We start from the raw sequence: 18018 nt of genomic DNA on the forward strand, positions 1-18018 counted from the left end.
TTCCAAATGCTTCATTCCTCGCACTTCACTACACCACCGGCGACATCAAGACGCTTCAGCCCTGAATGAGAAGCCAGCTTGTTGCGCCACCGGCGATCGTGGGTCACCGTGATGACAGTGCCTGGATAGTCCACCAACGCTTCTTCCAACTGCTCGACGAGATCCGGTGAGAGATGATTGGTCGGCTCATCAAGAAGCAACAAGTCGACGTTTTTGCCTACGGCGATCGCCAATTCCAGGCGACGGCGTTGCCCGACGGACAATGCGCGGGGATGTACCAACAAGTCCCGTGGGGTAAACAAGGCTAGTGAGAACATCTGTTCAACCGCCTCATCCAGGTACAAGTCCAGCGCTGCTGCGTAGGCTTCAATGACGGTATCCCCCGGCAAGTCGCTGAGTTCTTGCCGAAGCCAACCAATACGGAGGTCTGGACGGCGTGAAACCTCTCCCTTCTCAACCGGAAGCTCGCCGGCAAGGACCTTCAGCAAAGTGCTTTTCCCAGCGCCGTTGGCTCCACCAACCAACCAGCGTTCACCAGGTCGGACGGTGATTCCCTCAACAAAAATCTGCGGATCGTTGACCCTGGCAACATCGGTGGCCTGCAACAGTGGCTCTAGCTTCTCGTCGACGTTTGCCACGCTAGGCAATCTGAACTCAAGTTTTTCGGCTGGTTTAGGGGCAGGGCTGGATTCAAGTTCCTCAATCCGGGCTTTCGCTTGACGAATCTTGCTGGTTGAGCCGTGGGCCCGGCTACGCAGCCTGAACGCTCCGTGCCCAAAGCCGGCCTTTTCCTGCTTACGTGGAATCGCCGCAACCCGTGCCGCATTTTTGGCAACAAGTGTTTCCGATCGCTCCAGCTCTTCAGTCCAGTGTTCAAAGGCTGCGATGGCCGAAGCCCGCTCGCTTGCCTTCGCCCGCAGGAAACCTTGATACCCATCCGCGTAGTGTTTCACCGCGCCGTCTTCCACCAGGACGATACGCCGGGCATAACGCTGCAAAAACACCCGATCGTGGCTGACCACAACCAATGCACCTCGATGCCCCTGCAGTGCAGCGTCCAACCATCGCAGCGCGTCGTCATCTAAGTCATTGGTTGGTTCGTCGAGAAGCAGCAGTTGCGCCCCGGAGCTAAGTACGCAGGCTAAGGCCAAACGGGATCGTTGGCCACCGGAGAGATTCCACACCGGAGTATCGCGGGCAATGCTTCCGAGCCCTAATTGTTCCAGCGACCGATTCAGCCGCGAGCTCACCGCATATCCATCCGCCGCCTCATAGAGGTCCGTGACCTGCTCCAACTGGGAAAGCAGCTTGTCTGCCTCGGCTCCTGCGGCCCGCTCAAGCCTCATCCCGATCGCAGCAATCAGCTGTTCCAATTGCCTGAGCCTGTGATGGTAGGAGTCGATCACCTCCCCTATGCTGGCCTCACGCGGAAACTGAGGATTCTGTTCCGCGTAAGCGATTGCACCCGGAACGGTGACGACCCGTTCGCCACGATCTGGAGTCAAACCTCCGGCCAGCAGACGAAGGAGCGTCGTTTTCCCCGAACCGTTGTCCCCGAGCACTGCGAGCCGGTCTCTGGGACCGATATTCACATCAATACTTTTCAGAACGTCGCGGTCGGCAAAACTCACACTCACTTCCATGAGTTGGCAATGATATTCCGGGATAGGTGCATCCGTTTCCGATGCGGTAGCGGCGTGGGAGGTATATTCATGTCGTCGAATCATGGTCATCCGAAATCTGCTGAGGGCTCGCCAAAACAGCGAAGCCTAGGCGTAAAGGGTGCTCACCGCGATTCGATGTTCGCGGCGCTGATCAATCCATCATGGAGCTCGGCTCAACATGATGAAGGACTTACGGATGCAACGTACCCATGGTTTCAGCCTACTCGTTGCCGTTACTGCGAGCAACGCTGCAAGAACCGGCACCGGCTAGAATTTGGGTGTAACTCATCGGAAGGCTCTTCATGCGCAAGTTGATTGTGCCCAGCGCACTGTTGCTTGCCTGCGCACTCACCGGCTGCGCACCCTTGGAGTTTGAACAGGCTTCCCCTACCGCACCGGCGCTCTCCCCCAGCGAGCAGTCAGAAGCAGAAATCAAGCGCATCGATGCGGTCAAGGGACAATATTGGGCGGATGATCTAATGAACGCCTACTGGCTGCGAGAAGACTCCTACACAATCGAGGGGATCACCGAGCCGCAGCCGGCGAGCATCATGGCATGGGGCGCTTCGAAGCCCGGTGAATTGATCTTGACCCTGAATGACTATGGGTCGGTGACCGATGATCAACTGAAGAATTTCGCATTGCGAATGTTGGAAGAATTTGACGCTCCCTCTCTCAAATCCGTCACGGTGACCGTCCTTGGCAGCGACATATCGGCAGTGGCACGGGTCGAAGAACTCGATGTCAGCCAAGCCTAAAGACGATTGCCGCGACAAGGCCACGAGTCACACATTGAAATAGCCATCAATCAGCACCTGCGTCGCGCCACCGGTCCACAGCGTTCCATCAACCAGCTCAAAATCCACACGTCCTCGGCGCCCGAGAACGGTTCCCTGGTGATTGGTAAATGGTGCGGTCGCTCGGCCATTTTCAATCAACCATTCAGCAGCCGCCGCATTCAAGCTGCCGGTCACCGGATCTTCGAGTAAAACACCATCCGCAAATTTCAGTGCACGCACTTCAAAACCGCCCCGGCGATTGGCATCCTGCGGCTCCAGCGGTCCGAGGACTCCGATTTTCCATTGTCCTTGATGTTTTGAAGCATCCGGGCTCAGTTCAAGGACGGCCTGCGCACTGTTCAATAAGACGGCTACCCATCCGGGACCGTTATCGGCCCAGAATGCTGCATCCACGTGTTCGGCGCTGATGCCTAGGATCTCGCAGATCGGTTGAAGCTCCGCCTGGTCGAGCGCGTGGGAGCGTACCCGTGCGGGGCTCTGAAAGGACAAAACAGATTCGTTGATCCGAACCGGAATCAGTCCAGCTTGGCATTGGGCGATAACGTGTCCTGAGTTTTTTGGCTGCCCTCCGGCCGCCAGCCAAGCCCTGGCGGTGCCGAGCGTTGGATGCCCCGCAAACGGGTATTCTTGATCTCCGGCGAAGATCCGGAAGCGGAAATCCGCCACCTCCTCGCTGGGTGGAAGCACAAAGGTAACTTCCGACAGATTCGACCAGGTGGCATAGTCCTTCATCTGCTGGGTGCTCAAACCCTGTCCGTCGATCACAACACCCAAGGGATTTCCCTTAAACGGGTCGTGGCTGAACACGTCGACCTGCATGAATCGGCGGCGCATGTGATTCCTTTCGATCAGGTGCAAAACCCGGGCCCGGGAGCTTGCGGATACTTAATAAAAAAAGTGGCACCGGTTTCCCGGTGCCACCTCTGATGTATTCACTTGCAAGATCTCCAGGACGATTGTCCTGATCAATCCGTTGTGGTCGGGCTAACAAGATTTGAACTTGCGACCTCCTGACCCCCAGTCAGGCGCGCTACCAAGCTGCGCCATAGCCCGATGCCTTCGCAGCCGTTATCCCCAAGTCGTGAGAACCAAGGGTGCCGTCTGCGAAAAGCTCCTAGATAAGCCTACACCAAGTCGGCCCGAGTTTTCGAACCGTTAACGGTTACGGCCGCGTCGTTCACGAATTCGCATCGACACTTCAATCGGGCTGCCTTCGAAACCAAAGGTCTCACGCAGGCGGCGGGTGATAAAACGCCGGTAGCCCGGGTCGAGGAATCCGGTGGTGAACAACACAAACTTCGGCGGTCGAGCCGAGGCCTGGGTGCCGAAAAGGATACGGGGCTGCTTGCCGCCGCGCACCGGGTGCGGGTGCGCCGCCACGAGCTCGCCAAGGAACGCGTTGAGCTTGCCGGTCGGAACACGCTTGTCCCACGATTCCAAGGCCGTATGCAGCGCCGGGATCATCTTGTCCTTGTGCCACCCGGTTTTGGCAGACATGTTCACGCGTGGAGCCCATTCGATGTGGGCGAGGTCGCGTTCGATTTCCTGCTCCAGGTAGTAGCGGCGGTCTTCGTCCACCTCATCCCACTTGTTGAAGACAACAATCAACGCGCGGCCGGCCTCGATGGCCAGCTGGATGATGCGCACGTCCTGCTCGGAAACCGTCTCATTGGCGGCCAGCAGCACCACGGCAACCTCGGCCTTTTCAAGTGCCGACTGAGTGCGCAACGAGGCGTAGTAATCCGAACCGACGGCCATGTGCTGACGGCGGCGGATACCAGCGGTATCAACGAACCGCCAGATTTCACCACCGAGTTCAACCAGTTCATCCACCGGGTCGCGGGTGGTTCCGGCGTAATCGTCGACCACCACACGCTGGGAGCCGGCGACCTTGTTCAGCAGCGAGCTCTTGCCGACGTTCGGGCGGCCAATCAACGCGATACGGCGAGGCCCGCCGGAGGGGATGACTCCCCCGTAGGCGGAGTGGGTGGGAAGCTTTTCCATGACCGCATCCAGCAGGTCCGCGGTGCCGCGGCCGTGCAGTGCGGAAACCGGCCAGGGCTGGCCAAAGCCCAGACCCCACAGCACGGCGGCTTCGGCTTCCTGGTTGAAGTCGTCGACCTTGTTGGCAACCAGGAACACCGGTTTGCCCTTGCGGCGCAGCATCTTCACCACGGCCTCGTCGGTGGCGGTGGCTCCCACATGGGAGTCGACCACAAACAAGATCGCGTCGGCCACGTCTGCGGCGATTTCAGCCTGTTCGGCCACCGAGGCGTGGATGCCCTTGGCGTCGTGCTCCCATCCGCCGGTGTCAACGATGGTGAATGGGCGTCCCATCCATTCCGCCGAGTAGGACACGCGGTCGCGGGTCACGCCGGGGGTGTCTTCCACGACCGCCTCACGACGGCCGATGATGCGGTTGACCAGGGTGGATTTGCCCACGTTGGGGCGCCCGATGACGGCTAGCACCGGCGGGATGACAACATCCTTGTCATCGTCGTCGAACTCGTCGAGGCCCGCGAGCAACGCGGCGTCTTCTTCGTCCAGGTCGTAGTCGTCAAGTCCCGAGAGCAGGGCCTTGGTACGAATCTCGGCGTCTTCTTCGCTCAGTTCGGCAAGGCGCTCGGCGATATCGTCGTCTCCAACGGGGATGTAGTCCGCGTCGTTGATGGAGTTGTTCTCGCTCATGATTTTCCCTTCACAGCGATCGGTAATCTTCATCGGCTCTCGCCGAGGATGGGCACCAGCTTGTGGCTAGTTGGTGGTTGCCGAGTCGACGGCGTCGAGCACGGCGGCGATGGTCTGTTCAAAATCCAGGTCCGAGGAATCCACGGTGATGACCCCGTCGGCGGCCTGGGTGAAATTCACTACGGTTGAATCCTTGGCGTCGCGTTCAAGGACCTGGGTGGCCAGCTGCGCCTCGTTCTGCGTGCCGCCAAGCTGCAGGCCGCGGCGGCGCAGGCGGGCCTCCTCCGAGGCGGTCAGCAGGATCCGGGCGTCCGCATCCGGGGCGACCACCGTGGTGATGTCCCGGCCTTCGGCCACGATGCGGGCATTGGCCGCAATGATTTGCTGCTGGCGGCGCACCAGCTCGGCGCGGGCTTCAACGTTGGTTGCAACGGTGGAGACCTGCTCGGAAATACGCGGCTCGCGGATCGCCTCGGTCACATCGAGGTCGCCGATCACCACACGTTCAGCATCCGGGTCCACCGAAATGCTCAGCTGGGCATCGCGCACGGCCTGGGCCACCGCGGCGGCGTCATCCAGGTCGGTGCCCTCGGCCAGCACCGAGTAGGTGATCGCGCGGTACATGGCGCCGGTGTCCAGGTAGGCGGCGTGCAGTTTGCGGGCCACCGCCTTGGAGACCGAGGACTTGCCCGAACCGCTCGGTCCGTCGATGGCGACCACCAAGGTGCGCTCGTTGCGGGTCTGGTTGTTCTCGATGCTCACTGGGCAACCTTCCATCCATTGTGGGTCAATACGTCTACTAGTTCATCGCGGCGTCCAGGCAAGACCGAGACATCAACCAGGCCGACCTGGTGCCCTGCGGAGTGTTCCATCCGCAGATCCTCCAGGTTGATCCCGGCCTCGCCGATCTGCGCCAACAGCGCGGCGATCTGCCCGGGTTTGTCATCCACCACAACGGTCACCAAGGCGAAGGCCTGCGGCGGGGCGCCGTGCTTGCCCGGAATCCGGGCGCGTCCGGCATTGCCTTCGGTCATCAACTGCGACAGGTCCAGTAACGCACCGGGCGCTTCCGGCTGCTGCAGCGTGGTGATCAACCGGTCCAGGTCTTCCTTCATGCCGGTCAGGATCGGGATCAGCGCGGCGGCGTTGTGGGCGAAGATCTGGATCCACAGCTTCTCATCACTGGCGGCAATCCGTGTGGTATCCCGCAGCCCGTTGCCGGCCAACGCCAGCTGGTGGCTTTGCGCGTTCAGCAGCCGTGAGGCGATCATCGAACTGGCGGCCTGCGGGAAGTGGCTGATCAGCGCAACCGATTCGTCGTGTTCCGTCACCGACATCCGGTGCATGGTGGCGCCGAGGTCTACGGCCAAGGATTCCGCGGTCACCACCCGTTCGGGCTGCGCCAGTTCGTGGGCGCAGATGACCCAGGGCATGGCGGTGAACAGCTCGCCGCGGGCGGCGGCGGGACCGGATTTTTCACGTCCGGCCATCGGGTGGGTTCCCACGTAGCGTGAGGTTTCAGCCGTGCTCAGCCGTTCGTCGGCAAGCACCGCATGCAGGATCGAGCCCTTGACGCTGGCGATGTCCACCACGGTGGCGTTCGGGTACGCCAACAGCGCGTCGCCCACCAGATGCGCGGTCACATCCGGCGGGGCGCCAATCACCACCAGCTCGGGAGCGATCTTCTGCCCGTGCAGCACCACGCCGGCACCGATGTCCTGGGCTACACCCTGGGCGGTCGGCGAGATGTCCTGCAGGTAGACGCTCACGCCCTTGGCGCGCAGGCCAAGTCCCACGGAGGTGCCCAGCAGTCCGGTTCCGATGACTAGCACCGGCCCGGCGAGGTGTGAGGTGGCCATGGATTACATCCCTACCATTTTCATCAGGTGACCGACTTCCTGGTTGCCCAGCGAACGGATTACTCCCTGCTTCTGGTCGCCCAGCTGGATCGGGCCGATTCCCACACGCACCAGCCGCTCCACCGGGTGCCCCACGGCGTCGAACATCCGGCGGACAATGCGGTTGCGGCCCGAGTGCAGGGTCACTTCCACCATCACGTGTTTGGGGCTCATGTCGATGAGCTTGAAGTCGTCAACCTTGATCCAGCCGTCTTCCAGCTTCACACCTTCGCGCAGCTGCTTGCCGACGGTGCGTGGCAGCGGGCCGGGAACCTGCACCAGGTAGGTTTTGGGAACCTCGTACTTGGGGTGCTGCAAACGGTTGGCCAGCTCGCCATCGTTGGTCAGGATGAGCAGGCCCTCGGTTTTGTAGTCCAGCCGGCCTACGTGGAACAGCCGCTGGGAGTGGTGTTCATTCTTGAAGTAGTCGGCAATGGTGCGGCGGCCTTCGGGGTCGTCCATGGTGCACATCACGTGTTTAGGTTTGTTGAACACGTAGTAGCGTGCGGCCTTGTTCAGCTGGATGCGCATGCCGTCCACGTGGATTGAATCCTTCTCCGGATCCACGCGGCTGCCCAGCTCGACCACGAGGTTGCCGTTAACCTCCACGCGGCCTTCCAAGATCATTTCTTCGCAGACACGGCGCGATGCGACCCCGGCGTTGGCCATGGCCTTCTGCAGGCGGATGCCGTCCTGGGCCTCGCCGTGCTCCAGGCGGGCGGCCTGGTTTTCGGCGCGGGCCTGGGCCCGGGCGCGCTGGGTTGGGCGGGCGTAGTTGGTCGGCACCGAGGTGCCGAAACGCTCCCTGCCAAAGGCGCGCTCAGAATTCTTGCGGGCCGCTGACGTGTTGCGTTTGGCCGAGCCGTTGCCGGACTTGGCGCCGGCTGGCTTGGCGCCGGCCGATTTGCCGTAGGGTTTTGCATCCCCGGGTTTGCCCGAGCCGGAGCCCGGACGTCCGCCGGTTTTGCCGAAAGACTTGCCGCCGGTGCCGGGTTTGCCACCCTGGCCCGAACGGGACCCGGCAGGCTTGCCGCCGAAGTTTGAATTGTTGCCGCGTGGGTTGCGGCCGGAGGAGGATCCCCTGCTCATGCTAAGACTTGTCCCTTGCTGTTACGTATTCGCGCGTGCTTGGCCGGTGGGCCTGACACGTCGTTGGTCCTGTCGGGCAACGTTGCGGAGCTTCGTTGCCTAATCGTCGTAGGTTGCCGAATCGAGCGATTCGAGATCAGCTACCCCGGGCAGATACGGGGACAGCGCAGGCAACTCTTCCAGCGAGCCCAGTCCCAGTCGTTCCAGGAAGTATTCGGTTGTTTGGTAGAGCGTCGCTCCACCGTCGCCCATCTCCGGATACTCCGTAATCAATCCGCGGGTGAGCAATGTGCGCACCACCGAATCAACGTTGACACCTCGAATCGCCGAAATACGTCCACGCGAGACCGGCTGTCGGTAAGCGATGACAGCCAGGGTTTCTAGGGCGGCCTGTGACAGGCGTGCTGTTTGCCCGTCGAGCACATAACTGGAGACGAAATCGGCGTAATCGGCCCGCGAATACAAGCGCCACCCGGAGGCGACACGTCGCAGTTCAAATCCGCGCGGGCGATCCTTACTATCATACTCGTTCGCCAGATGTTCGAGGGTCGCCGCGATTCGGGGTATCGGCACCTGAAAGATTTCGGCCAAACGCGCCGATGATACGGGGGTATCGGCGACCATCAGCACCGCTTCCAAACCCGATTCAAGCCCGCCTGGGAGCTGGTCAATGGGGGCAATCTCACTCATGATCCAGCTCACCACTGCCCTCGTAGTCGTCTTGAACCGCCTGCGCATCAAAGTCCGCGTCCCCGGCCAGGCTGATCAGCAGCTGCCCCAGCGGATCTTCCTGGACAAAAACGATCGTTTTCTGCCTGAACATCTCCAACAATGCCAGAAAACGCACAACAACCACCAGATGTTCGCTCGCGTCGGCAACCAACGCGGTGAAGTCCATGGTCCCGTGCTCGGCCAGCAGGTCAGCAATCTCCTGGGCTTCGGCGGCAATGGTGACATTGGCGCCGTGCAGGTGCCCCAAACCTACCTCGGTGATGGGTTCGGGTTTCGGAGACAACGCTGCGGCGGCGATCTGCGCGAACCTTTCGGCACCAATCGAAAAGATCAGTTCGGGCAGCAGGGCCGCGAATTCCGGTTCCAAAGCCACCTCGCGGGGACGGCGCGCCGACTCCGCGTCGTAGCGCTCCCCCAAAAACGCGGCAGCCTGCTTGAAAGCCTTGTATTGCAGGAGCCGTGCAAAAAGCAGGTCCCGGGCTTCGAGCAATTCGAAGTCTTCTTCATCCGCCATTTCTCCGCGGGGCAGCAAACGTGCGGCTTTGAGATCCAACAGCGTGGAAGCAACCACCAAGAATTCGGTGGTTTCATCCAGGATTTTCATCCCGCCGTTTTCCGTGTCGTGGGCGCTGGCCTGGAGCTGGCGAAGATATGCAATGAATTCGTCGGTCACCTCCGCCAAGGCTACCTCGGTGATGTCCAGTTCCCGTTTGGTAATCAGGTGCAGCAGCACATCAAAGGGCCCGTTAAAATTAGTCAGGGCAAGGCGAAAACCGCCAGCCGATTCTCCCGGACCCATTTCTGGGTGATCCTCGGGAGCGCCGGTGGCGGTTTGTTCGCGTTGGTCGTCACTGAGCATGGTGCTCATTACGGGGCACCACCGCGCCAAATCAGCTCGCGGGCCAGGTTGCGATAGGCCTCTGCACCTGGGTGGTTGGCAGCATAAGTGGTGATAGGTTCGGCGGCCACGTTCGCGTCAGCGAACTTGATGGTTCGTTTGATCACGGTTTCAAACAGTTTGTCGCCAAATGCCTCGTCCAGCCGCGTGATCACCTCGCGGCTGTGCAAGGTTCGCGCGTCGTACATGGTGGCAAGCACACCATCAAGTTCAAGAACCTGGTTCAGGCGGTCTTTGACCTTGTCGATGGTTTCCATGAGCAGGGCAACCGCACGCAACGCGAAGAACTCCGCGGTCAGCGGGATGATCACACCGTGGGCGGCGGTCAGTGCATTGATGGTGAGCAGACCCAGCGAGGGCTGGCAGTCGATGAGCACCACGTCGTAGTCATCGATGACATGGCGCAGCGCGCGCTCCAGCACCTGCTCGCGGGCGACTTCATTTACCAGCTGCACCTCGGCGGCGGAAAGGTCGATGTTAGCCGGCAACAGGTCGATGTTTTCCACCTCGGTATGGCGGATCGCGTCGGTGATCTTGACGTTGCGGTCCATCAACACGTTATAGACGGTCACGTCCATCTCATGCGGATTGGTGCCGAAACCGGCAGATAGTGCGCCCTGCGGGTCGAAGTCCACCAACAATACCTTGCGGCCGTACTCGGCGAGCGCCGCGGCCAGGTTGATCGTCGAGGTGGTTTTACCCACGCCGCCTTTTTGGTTCACCATGGCGATAACGCGGGCAGGACCATGCGAAGGCAGGGCGGCTGGTACAGGAAATTCCGAGAGGGGTTTGCCGGTGGGGCCTAACGGCTGGGGCTCTTTGAGCATCCCGGCGCCGCGGACCTTGTTTGCCTGTTCCTCGCTCACGATGGGTCAACCACACTTCCCGTTTTTTCTGACTAAAATCTTGAGCTTTTGGCTCGTTTAAAGGTTATCGGGCAGCAACGACATTCTGGGTATTTTCAACTTTTTCACGGCGAGCCTTTACCTTGAACCTTAACTCAAATGTTGTATGGACGCTGGGTATGCTCTTCATGGCCTCGGCATCTGCTCGAATGAATCTGTTGTTGGCTGCTCACCCCGATTTCCGCGTGGTTAACCGCCGGCCGACGCGCATCCCGACCAACCACCGGGTGAGTTGTCAAGAACAAAAAATCCGCAGCCCCTCAGAAACTTGGGACTGCGGATTTTTAGACTCTGGTATGGCGTTGCCGGCTAGTGTGTGCTTTCTTCCATCAGCGCTTCATCGAACGGTCGCTGCCCCGAAAGGACCGCTTTGGCTTGTTGCAGGTCCACTTCGTTGGTCCATTTTCCGATCAGCAAGGTAGCCACCGCGTTGCCGGTGAAGTTCGTCAGGGCTCGGGCTTCCGACATAAATTTGTCGATACCAACAATCACGCCCATGCCGCCCAGCAATTCTGGACGGTGCGCTTGCAGTCCGGCGGCCAGGGTGGCCAGACCCGCACCGGTGACACCGGCGGCGCCCTTCGAAGCGATGATCATAAAGACCAGCAGGCCGATCTGCTCGCCGAGGTTCATCGGCATATCCATTGCCGTGGAGACAAACAGTGCCGACATCGTCAGGTAGATGGCGGTTCCGTCAAGGTTGAATGAGTAACCGGTCGGCACGGTAATGCCAACTACAGGTTTCGAAACCCCAACATGTTCCATCTTGGCGATCAGTCGTGGCAATGCTGATTCCGAGGACGACGTTGAGAAAATCAGCAGGTACTCGCGGGCAAGGTACTTCAGCAAGAGGAAGATGTTCAGGCCCGTCACGATGCGCAGCAGTGTGCCCAAGACAAACACAATAAAAATGATGCAGGTCAGATAGAAAGCGCCCATGAGGATCGCCATCGAACCGATGGCGGCCCAGCCGGTTGCGCCAACCACTGCGGCGATAGCGCCGAAGGCACCCAAAGGAGCAACCCACATGATCATCATCATGATTCGGAAAACTACCTTCTGGATTCCCTGAATGCCGCGAAGTACTGGCTCTCCGCTCTTGCCCATACCTTGCAGGGCGAATCCCACCAACAAGGCAACTACCAAGGTGGGCAATACCGGCAGGTCGCCAGGGATCAACGACATAAAGAATTCGACAGTTGAATTTGTGGTGGCTGGTTTGGAGGGATCGTACGGTTTCAGGTCCAGGCCTTCGCCGGGGTGGATGATGTTGCCAACGATCAGACCCAACGCCAGGGCGAAGGTCGACATGCTGATGAAGTACAGCAGCGCGAGCCCGCCGACCTTGCCGACGGTTGCCGCTTTGGCAATCGATCCGATACCCAGCACGATGGTGCAGAAGATCACCGGGGCAATGATCATCTTGATCAGGGAGACGAATCCATCACCCAGCGGTTTCAGTGCCTTGCCAAGTTCCGGGGCGACCAGGCCGACAATGGCGCCGAGAATCACCGCGGCGATCACCGAGATGTATAACCAATGGGTCCGGTCCTTCTTTTTGACCTGTTGCGGCTTGTCCGTTGCCGCCGAATCGTGCTCGGTGATAGTCATGGGGTGGCCTGTCTTGTCAGTGGGAACCAGCGCGGCTTCGTTGCCGGATGGCATTCCGTAGAATCGATATGTCCATCCTGCGCGCCCAAGTGATTTTCGTCTCCGTTGAGTTCATATTGGTCACGCACACCTCCGGAATCCGGAAATACCATCCGTGCAGCAATGACGCTAAGGGGAAAAAGTGACTGATGATTTTGCGGATCGTCCCCTGCCCCGCCCGTTAAATTCGACATCCGACCCGGCACCGCTGACCCGTGACGGGTGGTCTTTTGCGGTATTGATTTTTTCCGCGCAGATGCTGGTGGTGTTGTTGGTGGTCGCCGGTTTGGCCTTCGCGACCTATCAACAGCAAAACCGGGTCATCCGAGATGACAAACAGTCAACGGTCGCCGCGATCTCTATCACCCTGGCCAACGATCCATTCGTCAGCGGCGCCCTGGCGGGTGAAGACGCCAGCGCGCTGTTGCAGCCCTACGCAAATGAGATCTTGCTTCGCGCGCCGCTGATCGACTTCATCACCATCATGACACCCGACGGTCTTCGGGTGACCCACCCCGATCCGAACCAAATCGGCAAACCGTACTCGGGGTCCAAGGAACAGGCGCTGAACGGAGTGGTCTATGACGAGATTGCCGTTGGCACCTTGGGAAACTCGGTGCGTACCATCGCGCCGATCTACCACGACGGCAAGCTGGTGGGTATGGTCGCCACGGGAATCACCTTGCACAACCTGCAGCTGATTTATCGTAGCGAGTTGCCGCAAATCCTGTTGGTGTCCGCTTCAACGCTGCTCTTGGCAGGTTTCAGCGCGTGGTTTTTCTCCCGCTATGTCCACCAAGCCACGTTGGGGTTCGGACCGCACGGTTTGCGAAGGCTGTACGCATTTTATTTCTCCGCCCTGCACTCGGTGCGTGAAGGGTTGGTTTTGTTGGATCGCCACCACCGCATTGTGCTGTATAACCAAGAAGCAGTCCGGTTGCTCGGCCTCCCGGAGAAAGTCCCAGCCCAGGCCATGGACCCTTTGTCATTGCCAATGCCCGATACCCTGCGTGAACTGATGCGAACCGGGCGAAGCTGCAAGGATGAGATTCATTTGGGGGCGCATACGGTGTTATCGGTCTCCCAGGGTCCGGCGCGACTGACCAATGCCAGCCTGCCTCGCCTCGGTGGTGCATGGCGTGGCTGGTTCGGTATTCAGCCGGTCACCGGCCAGGTCTTGACCCTTCGGGATCTGACGGAAGTGCAAGAGTTGGCTGGCGAACTTCAGTCGCTGAAAACCTTTTCCACTGCCTTGCGCGCGCAAACGCACGAACATGCCAACCGGCTGCACACCATCGCGACCCTGATCGAGAACGGCAAGGTTGATCAAGCGTTGGCTTTCGCCGTGGATGACCGGCAACATTCGCAGCAACTGACCGATGCGATTGTGCACAGTATCGATGATGCGTACCTGTCGAGTTTGCTGGTCGCCAAGGCCGCCCAGGCTCACGAACGCGGCATCCAGCTGGAAATCAGCGCCCAGGGGCTCATTCCCGCGAATGTTTTTCAGGCTACCGACCTCGTGACCATCATGGGAAACCTCCTGGATAATGCGTTGGACGTCTCGGTGGGTACCGAGGAGGCCACGGTGTGGGTGGAGGTGACCGCGTTGGAGGATGAGCTGATTATTTCGGTAGCGGATTCCGGGCCGGGTATCGCCCCGGAGTTTTTGGAGAACCTTCTGCGTTTTGGCGTCAGCACGAAGTCCGGTAGCCAGCCGCGCGGTTTAGGCCTGGCCCTGGTGCAGCAGGCGGTTTTGCGGCTGGGTGGCACAATGAATGTTGACAATGATGCCGGGGCGATCTTCACCGTAAGTTTGCCGTTCACCCCTCGTCGTTGAACCGCTACCCAGAAACCCTGACTTTGGGAGGAGCCGATGAGCACCCTGCACGCCGATAGCGCCCCCGGCGCCAAGACCGAAAACCCGCTGCGGGTTCTGGTGGTTGACGACGAACCGGACACCGCCGCGGCCCACGCGGCCTTCGTGAACCGGGTTGCTGGTTTCACCGCTGCCGCGATAGCCGGCAACGGACAGCAAGCGCTCCATTTGCTCGCCACGGCCCATCAGCAGGGGGCGCCGTTCGACTTGGTGCTGCTGGATATGACGTTGCCGGACTTGCACGGAATCGATGTGGCCAAACGAATGCGAGGACGCGGCCTGACTACCGACATCATCGCCATTACTGCGGTGCGAGATCTTGCTGTGGTGCGTTCAGCAGTGGCGACGGGCATAACCCAGTACCTGATCAAGCCGTTCACCTTCGCCGTTTTCGCCGAGAAATTGGAAAACCATCGACGTTTCATCGCTTCCATGCGTTCCACCGGCCCCGATGCCAGTCAAGCATCCTTGGATACGGCTTTCTCAGCTCTGCGCACGGCGAGCGCGTCCACAACCTTACCCAAGGGATTGATCCCTGAAACCTTGGCTCAGATCAGCGAGCATCTGCACGCTGGTGCCGGTACCGCCTACTCGGCAACGGAATTGGCCGAGGAACTGGGTATGTCCCGGGTGACGGCACGCCGCTACCTGGAATATCTGGCCGATACACGGGCCGCCGTTAAACAACCTCGGCATGGAACCCGCGGCCGCCCGGAGTACGAGTACCGTTCGGTCTGAACCACTGCTGAGAGCTAAACCATCCCGACAGTCCCCAGGTGTCATAGGCCCTTGACCTGGTGCGGAGTACTGCGAGGCAAGGGGCGTATGAGCGAATTTTATGAGCCGCTTCCCGTGGAAGGACATCGTGTGGAACAAGCGCACGGCGAAGAACCCTAGGGTTAACGGCTGAACTGGCTGCGCGCCGGGGTGTTGGGGCCGAGGACGGTAGTGCGCCGGCGTTAGGCCTGGGCCTCGGTGTCGCCGTGGGCTCATCGTTGACATCTTCCCGCTGACCGTGTGCCCGGCAAGACTCTGCAGGGCACACTTTCAGCCGGGCCCCGCGAGCACTAAGGCTGTGGACGTAGCAACGGCAACAGCTGTTCCAGTACGGTGCTGTCTTCAATGGTCGACGGGACGGTATAGTCCTTGCCGTCGGCAATCTGGCGCATGGTTTTGCGCAGAATCTTGCCGGATCGGGTTTTCGGCAGCGCCGTCACCACGGTCACTTCACGGAAATCGGCGACCGGGCCAATATGCTGACGCACCAGGGCCACAATTTCCTTGGCAAGGCTCGATTCGTCAATCTCGACCCCTGATTTCAGCACCACGTAGCCGCTGGCGCGTTGGCCTTTAATCTCATCGGCGAGGCCGATGACCGCGCATTCGGCAACAGCCGGATGGCTTGCCAAGACCTGTTCCATGGCGCCGGTGGACAGCCTGTGGCCAGAAACGTTGATCACATCATCGGTTCGGCCCATCACAAAAAGGTATCCGTCGTCGTCGAGGTAGCCCGAGTCGCCGGTGAGATAGTACCCTTCCAATTGGCTCAAATAGGTGTCGATGAAGCGTTGGTCATTTCCCCAGAGGGTGACCAGCGCGCCCGGAGGCAGCGGAAGCCGCACCACAATATTTCCTTCTTCGCCCACCCCCAGTGCTTCGCCCAGCGCGTCACGGATCTGCACGTCGAAACCTGGCACGGGAGTGGTGGGGCTGCCTGCTTTGGCAGGCAACTGTTCCAAACCCAACGGGTTGGAGGCTATTGGCCACCCGGTTTCGGTCTGCCACCAGTTATCTACCACCGGTACATTCAACAGCTCCGAAACAAAATGGTAGGTGTCCGGGTCCAGCCGTTCACCGGCGACAAACAACGCCCGCAGGCTGGAGAGATCATAGGAAGTCATCAACTCGCCGCCGGGATCCGCCTTGCGGACGGCTCGCAGGGCGGTGGGCGCGGTGAACATGGTGGTGACGTTGTGGTCCTCGATAATTCGCCCGAAAACCCCGGCGTCCGGGGTACCCACCGGTTTGCCTTCGTAAAGCACCGTGGTGGCCCCGGCGATCAACGGCGCGTAAACGATGTAGGAATGCCCTACCACCCAGCCTACGTCCGAGGCGGTGAACATGGTATCTCCCGGATGGACGTCATACACGGCATTCATGGAAAACTGCAGGGCGGTGGCATAGCCGCCGGTATCTCGCACCACACCCTTGGGGGCGCCGGTGGTCCCCGAGGTGTACAGCACATACAGCGGATGCGTGGACGGCACCGACACCGGGGCCGCTGGTTCGGCGGTCTTGGCCAGCTGCTCCCAATCAAGCCAGTTAATCGGCGCTCCGTTGATGGGTTTGCCTTGATAGTCTTCCAGCGAATGGGCGAAGCCCTCGCGGTGCGCGACGATTACGTCTTTTACCGCTGGCTCGGCAAGGCTCAGCGCCTCGGCCACTGCTGGCAGGTATTCAATGCGCCGCGAGGGTTCGATTCCCCCGGTAGCGGCCACAATCACCACCGGTTGGCAGTCGGTAATTCGGGCAGCAAGTTCTTTGGGAGCGAACCCGCCAAAAACCACCGAATGGACAGCACCGATGCGGGCACAAGCAAGCATAGAAATCAGCGCCTGCGGAATCATGGGCAGATATATCAATACGCGGTCTCCGACCTTCACTCCGCGTTCGGTCAGCACCCCGGCGAACAGCTCTACCTCGTGCAGCAGCTGGGCATAGGTGAAGTCCTGTGTGATTCCCAGCATGGCGGAGTCGTAGATCAAGGCCGTCTGATCTGCCCGACCGGCCGCCACATGGCGGTCAAGTGCGTTGACCGACAAGTTCAACATTCCATCGGGAAACCAGCTGTACAGCGGCTTGCGAGATGCATCGACGGCCACCGTGGGTTCTGTGTCCCACTGGATCTCTTGGGCAGCTTCAAGCCAGAAGGTTTCCGGATCGGTGCTCGCCTGCTCAAAGGCCTGGCGGTAGGTCTGCGCCATGGTGTTCTCCTCCGGCGTCGGGCTTCGCTGCCCGGCGGCCTGTTAGATATAGGACTCGTCCTCGTGCAACTAAGCCTATGAGCCCAGTCACACAATAACAACCCTCGTGTATACAAATTTATCGGTTTATTCAAAAGAATCCGCAAATTTTCCCCAGAGTTGGCAATTTATGTATACACTCGAAGCATGAGAGCCAGTGACAAGGTCTACGAGAGCCTGCGCACCGACATTGTCGAGTGGCGTTTGCACCCGGGCACCGTGCTTGCCGAAGTTGAACAATCCGAACGGCTTGGTGTATCCCGCACCCCGGTGCGCGAAGCGCTTGCACGATTGGTGGCCGACGGGCTGGCGGTTGCACAACGCGGTCGAGGTGTCGTGGTTTCAGAGGTCAGCGAAGACCATCTGGAAGATCTTTTTGTCTTGCGACGAGCCTTGGAAATTACCAGCGCCAGGCAAGCCGCAGCTTCTGAAAACCGGGCCGAATTCGCTTCGCTGGCACAAAAATTTGATCAAGCCGTGGACCTCGCAGACCTCTCGGGCTCCCGCGAGGACTATTACCAGCTCGTCACACACCTCGATGACACGGTTGACGCAGCCGCTAACAATCCCTATCTGGCCACCGCGCTTCGCACCCTCCGGGTCCATCTGCAAAGGGTGCGCAGGCTGGCCAAGGACAACCCCACCAGATTACGAGAGTCCGCCAGGGAACACGCGGCCATCGCGTGGGCCATCTCCGCGGGGAACGCAGAGGTCGCCGCGGCCGCCACCACAGTACACCTGCACAATTCCTTAACTCATATCAAGACCTACACCGTTGGATCCGAAAGGTAA

At 60.0% G+C, this 18018-nt stretch carries 15 protein-coding genes and 1 tRNA gene; 4 read left to right on the plus strand and 12 right to left on the minus strand.

Annotated features, from left to right (window positions below; genetic code table 11):
• Positions 1-11: 11 nt before the first annotated feature.
• Positions 12-1631 carry an ABC-F family ATP-binding cassette domain-containing protein gene (locus ACIOWL_RS02895; RefSeq protein ID WP_400381443.1) on the minus strand — a complete coding sequence of 540 codons (1620 nt, stop codon included), beginning with the start codon at positions 1629-1631 and terminating at the stop codon, positions 12-14.
• Between the two features lie 335 nt (positions 1632-1966).
• Between ACIOWL_RS02895 and ACIOWL_RS02900 the strand changes: the two genes are divergently transcribed.
• Positions 1967-2422, plus strand: a complete 456-nt coding sequence (locus tag ACIOWL_RS02900) for a hypothetical protein (protein WP_400381445.1) — start codon at positions 1967-1969, stop codon at positions 2420-2422.
• 27 nt (positions 2423-2449) lie between these two features.
• Here the strand turns inward: ACIOWL_RS02900 and ACIOWL_RS02905 are convergent, their stop codons facing one another.
• The 10 genes from ACIOWL_RS02905 to ACIOWL_RS02950 form a co-directional block, all read right to left on the minus strand.
• Positions 2450-3298, minus strand: coding sequence for a PhzF family phenazine biosynthesis protein (locus ACIOWL_RS02905; protein ID WP_400381448.1), 849 nt, complete (start codon positions 3296-3298; stop codon positions 2450-2452).
• A 142-nt stretch (positions 3299-3440) separates the two neighbouring features.
• A tRNA-Pro gene (locus tag ACIOWL_RS02910) sits at positions 3441-3517 on the minus strand.
• Between the two features lie 102 nt (positions 3518-3619).
• Positions 3620-5152, minus strand: coding sequence for a ribosome biogenesis GTPase Der (gene der / locus ACIOWL_RS02915; RefSeq protein WP_400381449.1), 1533 nt, complete (start codon positions 5150-5152; stop codon positions 3620-3622).
• A 66-nt stretch (positions 5153-5218) separates the two neighbouring features.
• Positions 5219-5914: a (d)CMP kinase gene (cmk, locus tag ACIOWL_RS02920; protein WP_400381451.1), complete on the minus strand. Its 696-nt coding sequence runs from the start codon at positions 5912-5914 to the stop codon at positions 5219-5221.
• Positions 5911-7011, minus strand: a complete 1101-nt coding sequence (locus ACIOWL_RS02925) for a prephenate dehydrogenase (protein ID WP_400381454.1) — start codon at positions 7009-7011, stop codon at positions 5911-5913. The genes cmk and ACIOWL_RS02925 overlap by 4 nt, the downstream gene beginning before the upstream one ends.
• 3 nt (positions 7012-7014) lie before the next feature.
• The gene (locus ACIOWL_RS02930; protein WP_400381456.1) at positions 7015-8139 is read right to left on the minus strand and encodes a pseudouridine synthase; all 1125 of its coding nucleotides are present in this window, start codon (positions 8137-8139) and stop codon (positions 7015-7017) included.
• Positions 8140-8238: 99 nt separating this feature from the next.
• The gene (gene scpB / locus ACIOWL_RS02935; protein ID WP_400381459.1) at positions 8239-8829 is read right to left on the minus strand and encodes an SMC-Scp complex subunit ScpB; all 591 of its coding nucleotides are present in this window, start codon (positions 8827-8829) and stop codon (positions 8239-8241) included.
• A complete protein-coding gene (locus ACIOWL_RS02940) occupies positions 8822-9739 on the minus strand; it encodes a segregation and condensation protein A (protein WP_400381462.1) in 918 nt (305 codons plus the stop codon). The genes scpB and ACIOWL_RS02940 overlap by 8 nt, the downstream gene beginning before the upstream one ends.
• Positions 9739-10596 carry a ParA family protein gene (locus ACIOWL_RS02945; RefSeq protein ID WP_400381539.1) on the minus strand — a complete coding sequence of 286 codons (858 nt, stop codon included), beginning with the start codon at positions 10594-10596 and terminating at the stop codon, positions 9739-9741. The genes ACIOWL_RS02940 and ACIOWL_RS02945 overlap by 1 nt, the downstream gene beginning before the upstream one ends.
• Positions 10597-10983: 387 nt before the next feature.
• Positions 10984-12285: a cation:dicarboxylate symporter family transporter gene (locus tag ACIOWL_RS02950; RefSeq protein ID WP_400381465.1), complete on the minus strand. Its 1302-nt coding sequence runs from the start codon at positions 12283-12285 to the stop codon at positions 10984-10986.
• A gap of 181 nt (positions 12286-12466) precedes the next feature.
• Here ACIOWL_RS02950 and ACIOWL_RS02955 point away from each other — a divergent pair, with 181 nt between their 5' ends.
• Complete coding sequence (locus ACIOWL_RS02955) at positions 12467-14164, plus strand: ATP-binding protein (RefSeq protein WP_400381466.1); 1698 nt, start codon at positions 12467-12469, stop codon at positions 14162-14164.
• A 36-nt stretch (positions 14165-14200) separates the two neighbouring features.
• Positions 14201-14941, plus strand: coding sequence for a response regulator (locus tag ACIOWL_RS02960; protein ID WP_400381469.1), 741 nt, complete (start codon positions 14201-14203; stop codon positions 14939-14941).
• Between the two features lie 329 nt (positions 14942-15270).
• On the opposite strand, the gene ACIOWL_RS02965 is transcribed toward ACIOWL_RS02960, so the two are convergent.
• On the minus strand, positions 15271-17187 hold the full coding sequence (locus ACIOWL_RS02965) for an AMP-binding protein (RefSeq protein WP_400381471.1): 1917 nt from the start codon (positions 17185-17187) through the stop codon (positions 15271-15273).
• 186 nt (positions 17188-17373) lie between these two features.
• Here ACIOWL_RS02965 and ACIOWL_RS02970 point away from each other — a divergent pair, with 186 nt between their 5' ends.
• Positions 17374-18018, plus strand: a complete 645-nt coding sequence (locus ACIOWL_RS02970; RefSeq protein WP_400381474.1) for a GntR family transcriptional regulator — start codon at positions 17374-17376, stop codon at positions 18016-18018.

The organism is Glutamicibacter sp. NPDC087344 (assembly GCF_044744225.1).
In the GTDB taxonomy this organism is placed as follows: Bacteria; Actinomycetota; Actinomycetes; order Actinomycetales; family Micrococcaceae; genus Glutamicibacter.

Coding starts and splice junctions, on each gene's coding strand:
- ACIOWL_RS02900 (WP_400381445.1), top strand. CDS start 1,967: ATGCGCAAGTTGATTGTGCCCAGCGCACTGTTGCTTGCCTGCGCACTC.
- ACIOWL_RS02905 (WP_400381448.1), bottom strand. CDS start 3,298: ATGCGCCGCCGATTCATGCAGGTCGACGTGTTCAGCCACGACCCGTTT.
- der (WP_400381449.1), bottom strand. CDS start 5,152: ATGAGCGAGAACAACTCCATCAACGACGCGGACTACATCCCCGTTGGA.
- ACIOWL_RS02925 (WP_400381454.1), bottom strand. CDS start 7,011: ATGGCCACCTCACACCTCGCCGGGCCGGTGCTAGTCATCGGAACCGGA.
- ACIOWL_RS02930 (WP_400381456.1), bottom strand. CDS start 8,139: ATGAGCAGGGGATCCTCCTCCGGCCGCAACCCACGCGGCAACAATTCA.
- scpB (WP_400381459.1), bottom strand. CDS start 8,829: ATGAGTGAGATTGCCCCCATTGACCAGCTCCCAGGCGGGCTTGAATCG.
- ACIOWL_RS02940 (WP_400381462.1), bottom strand. CDS start 9,739: ATGAGCACCATGCTCAGTGACGACCAACGCGAACAAACCGCCACCGGC.
- ACIOWL_RS02945 (WP_400381539.1), bottom strand. CDS start 10,596: ATGCTCAAAGAGCCCCAGCCGTTAGGCCCCACCGGCAAACCCCTCTCG.
- ACIOWL_RS02950 (WP_400381465.1), bottom strand. CDS start 12,285: ATGACTATCACCGAGCACGATTCGGCGGCAACGGACAAGCCGCAACAG.
- ACIOWL_RS02960 (WP_400381469.1), top strand. CDS start 14,201: ATGAGCACCCTGCACGCCGATAGCGCCCCCGGCGCCAAGACCGAAAAC.
- ACIOWL_RS02965 (WP_400381471.1), bottom strand. CDS start 17,187: ATGGCGCAGACCTACCGCCAGGCCTTTGAGCAGGCGAGCACCGATCCG.
- ACIOWL_RS02970 (WP_400381474.1), top strand. CDS start 17,374: ATGAGAGCCAGTGACAAGGTCTACGAGAGCCTGCGCACCGACATTGTC.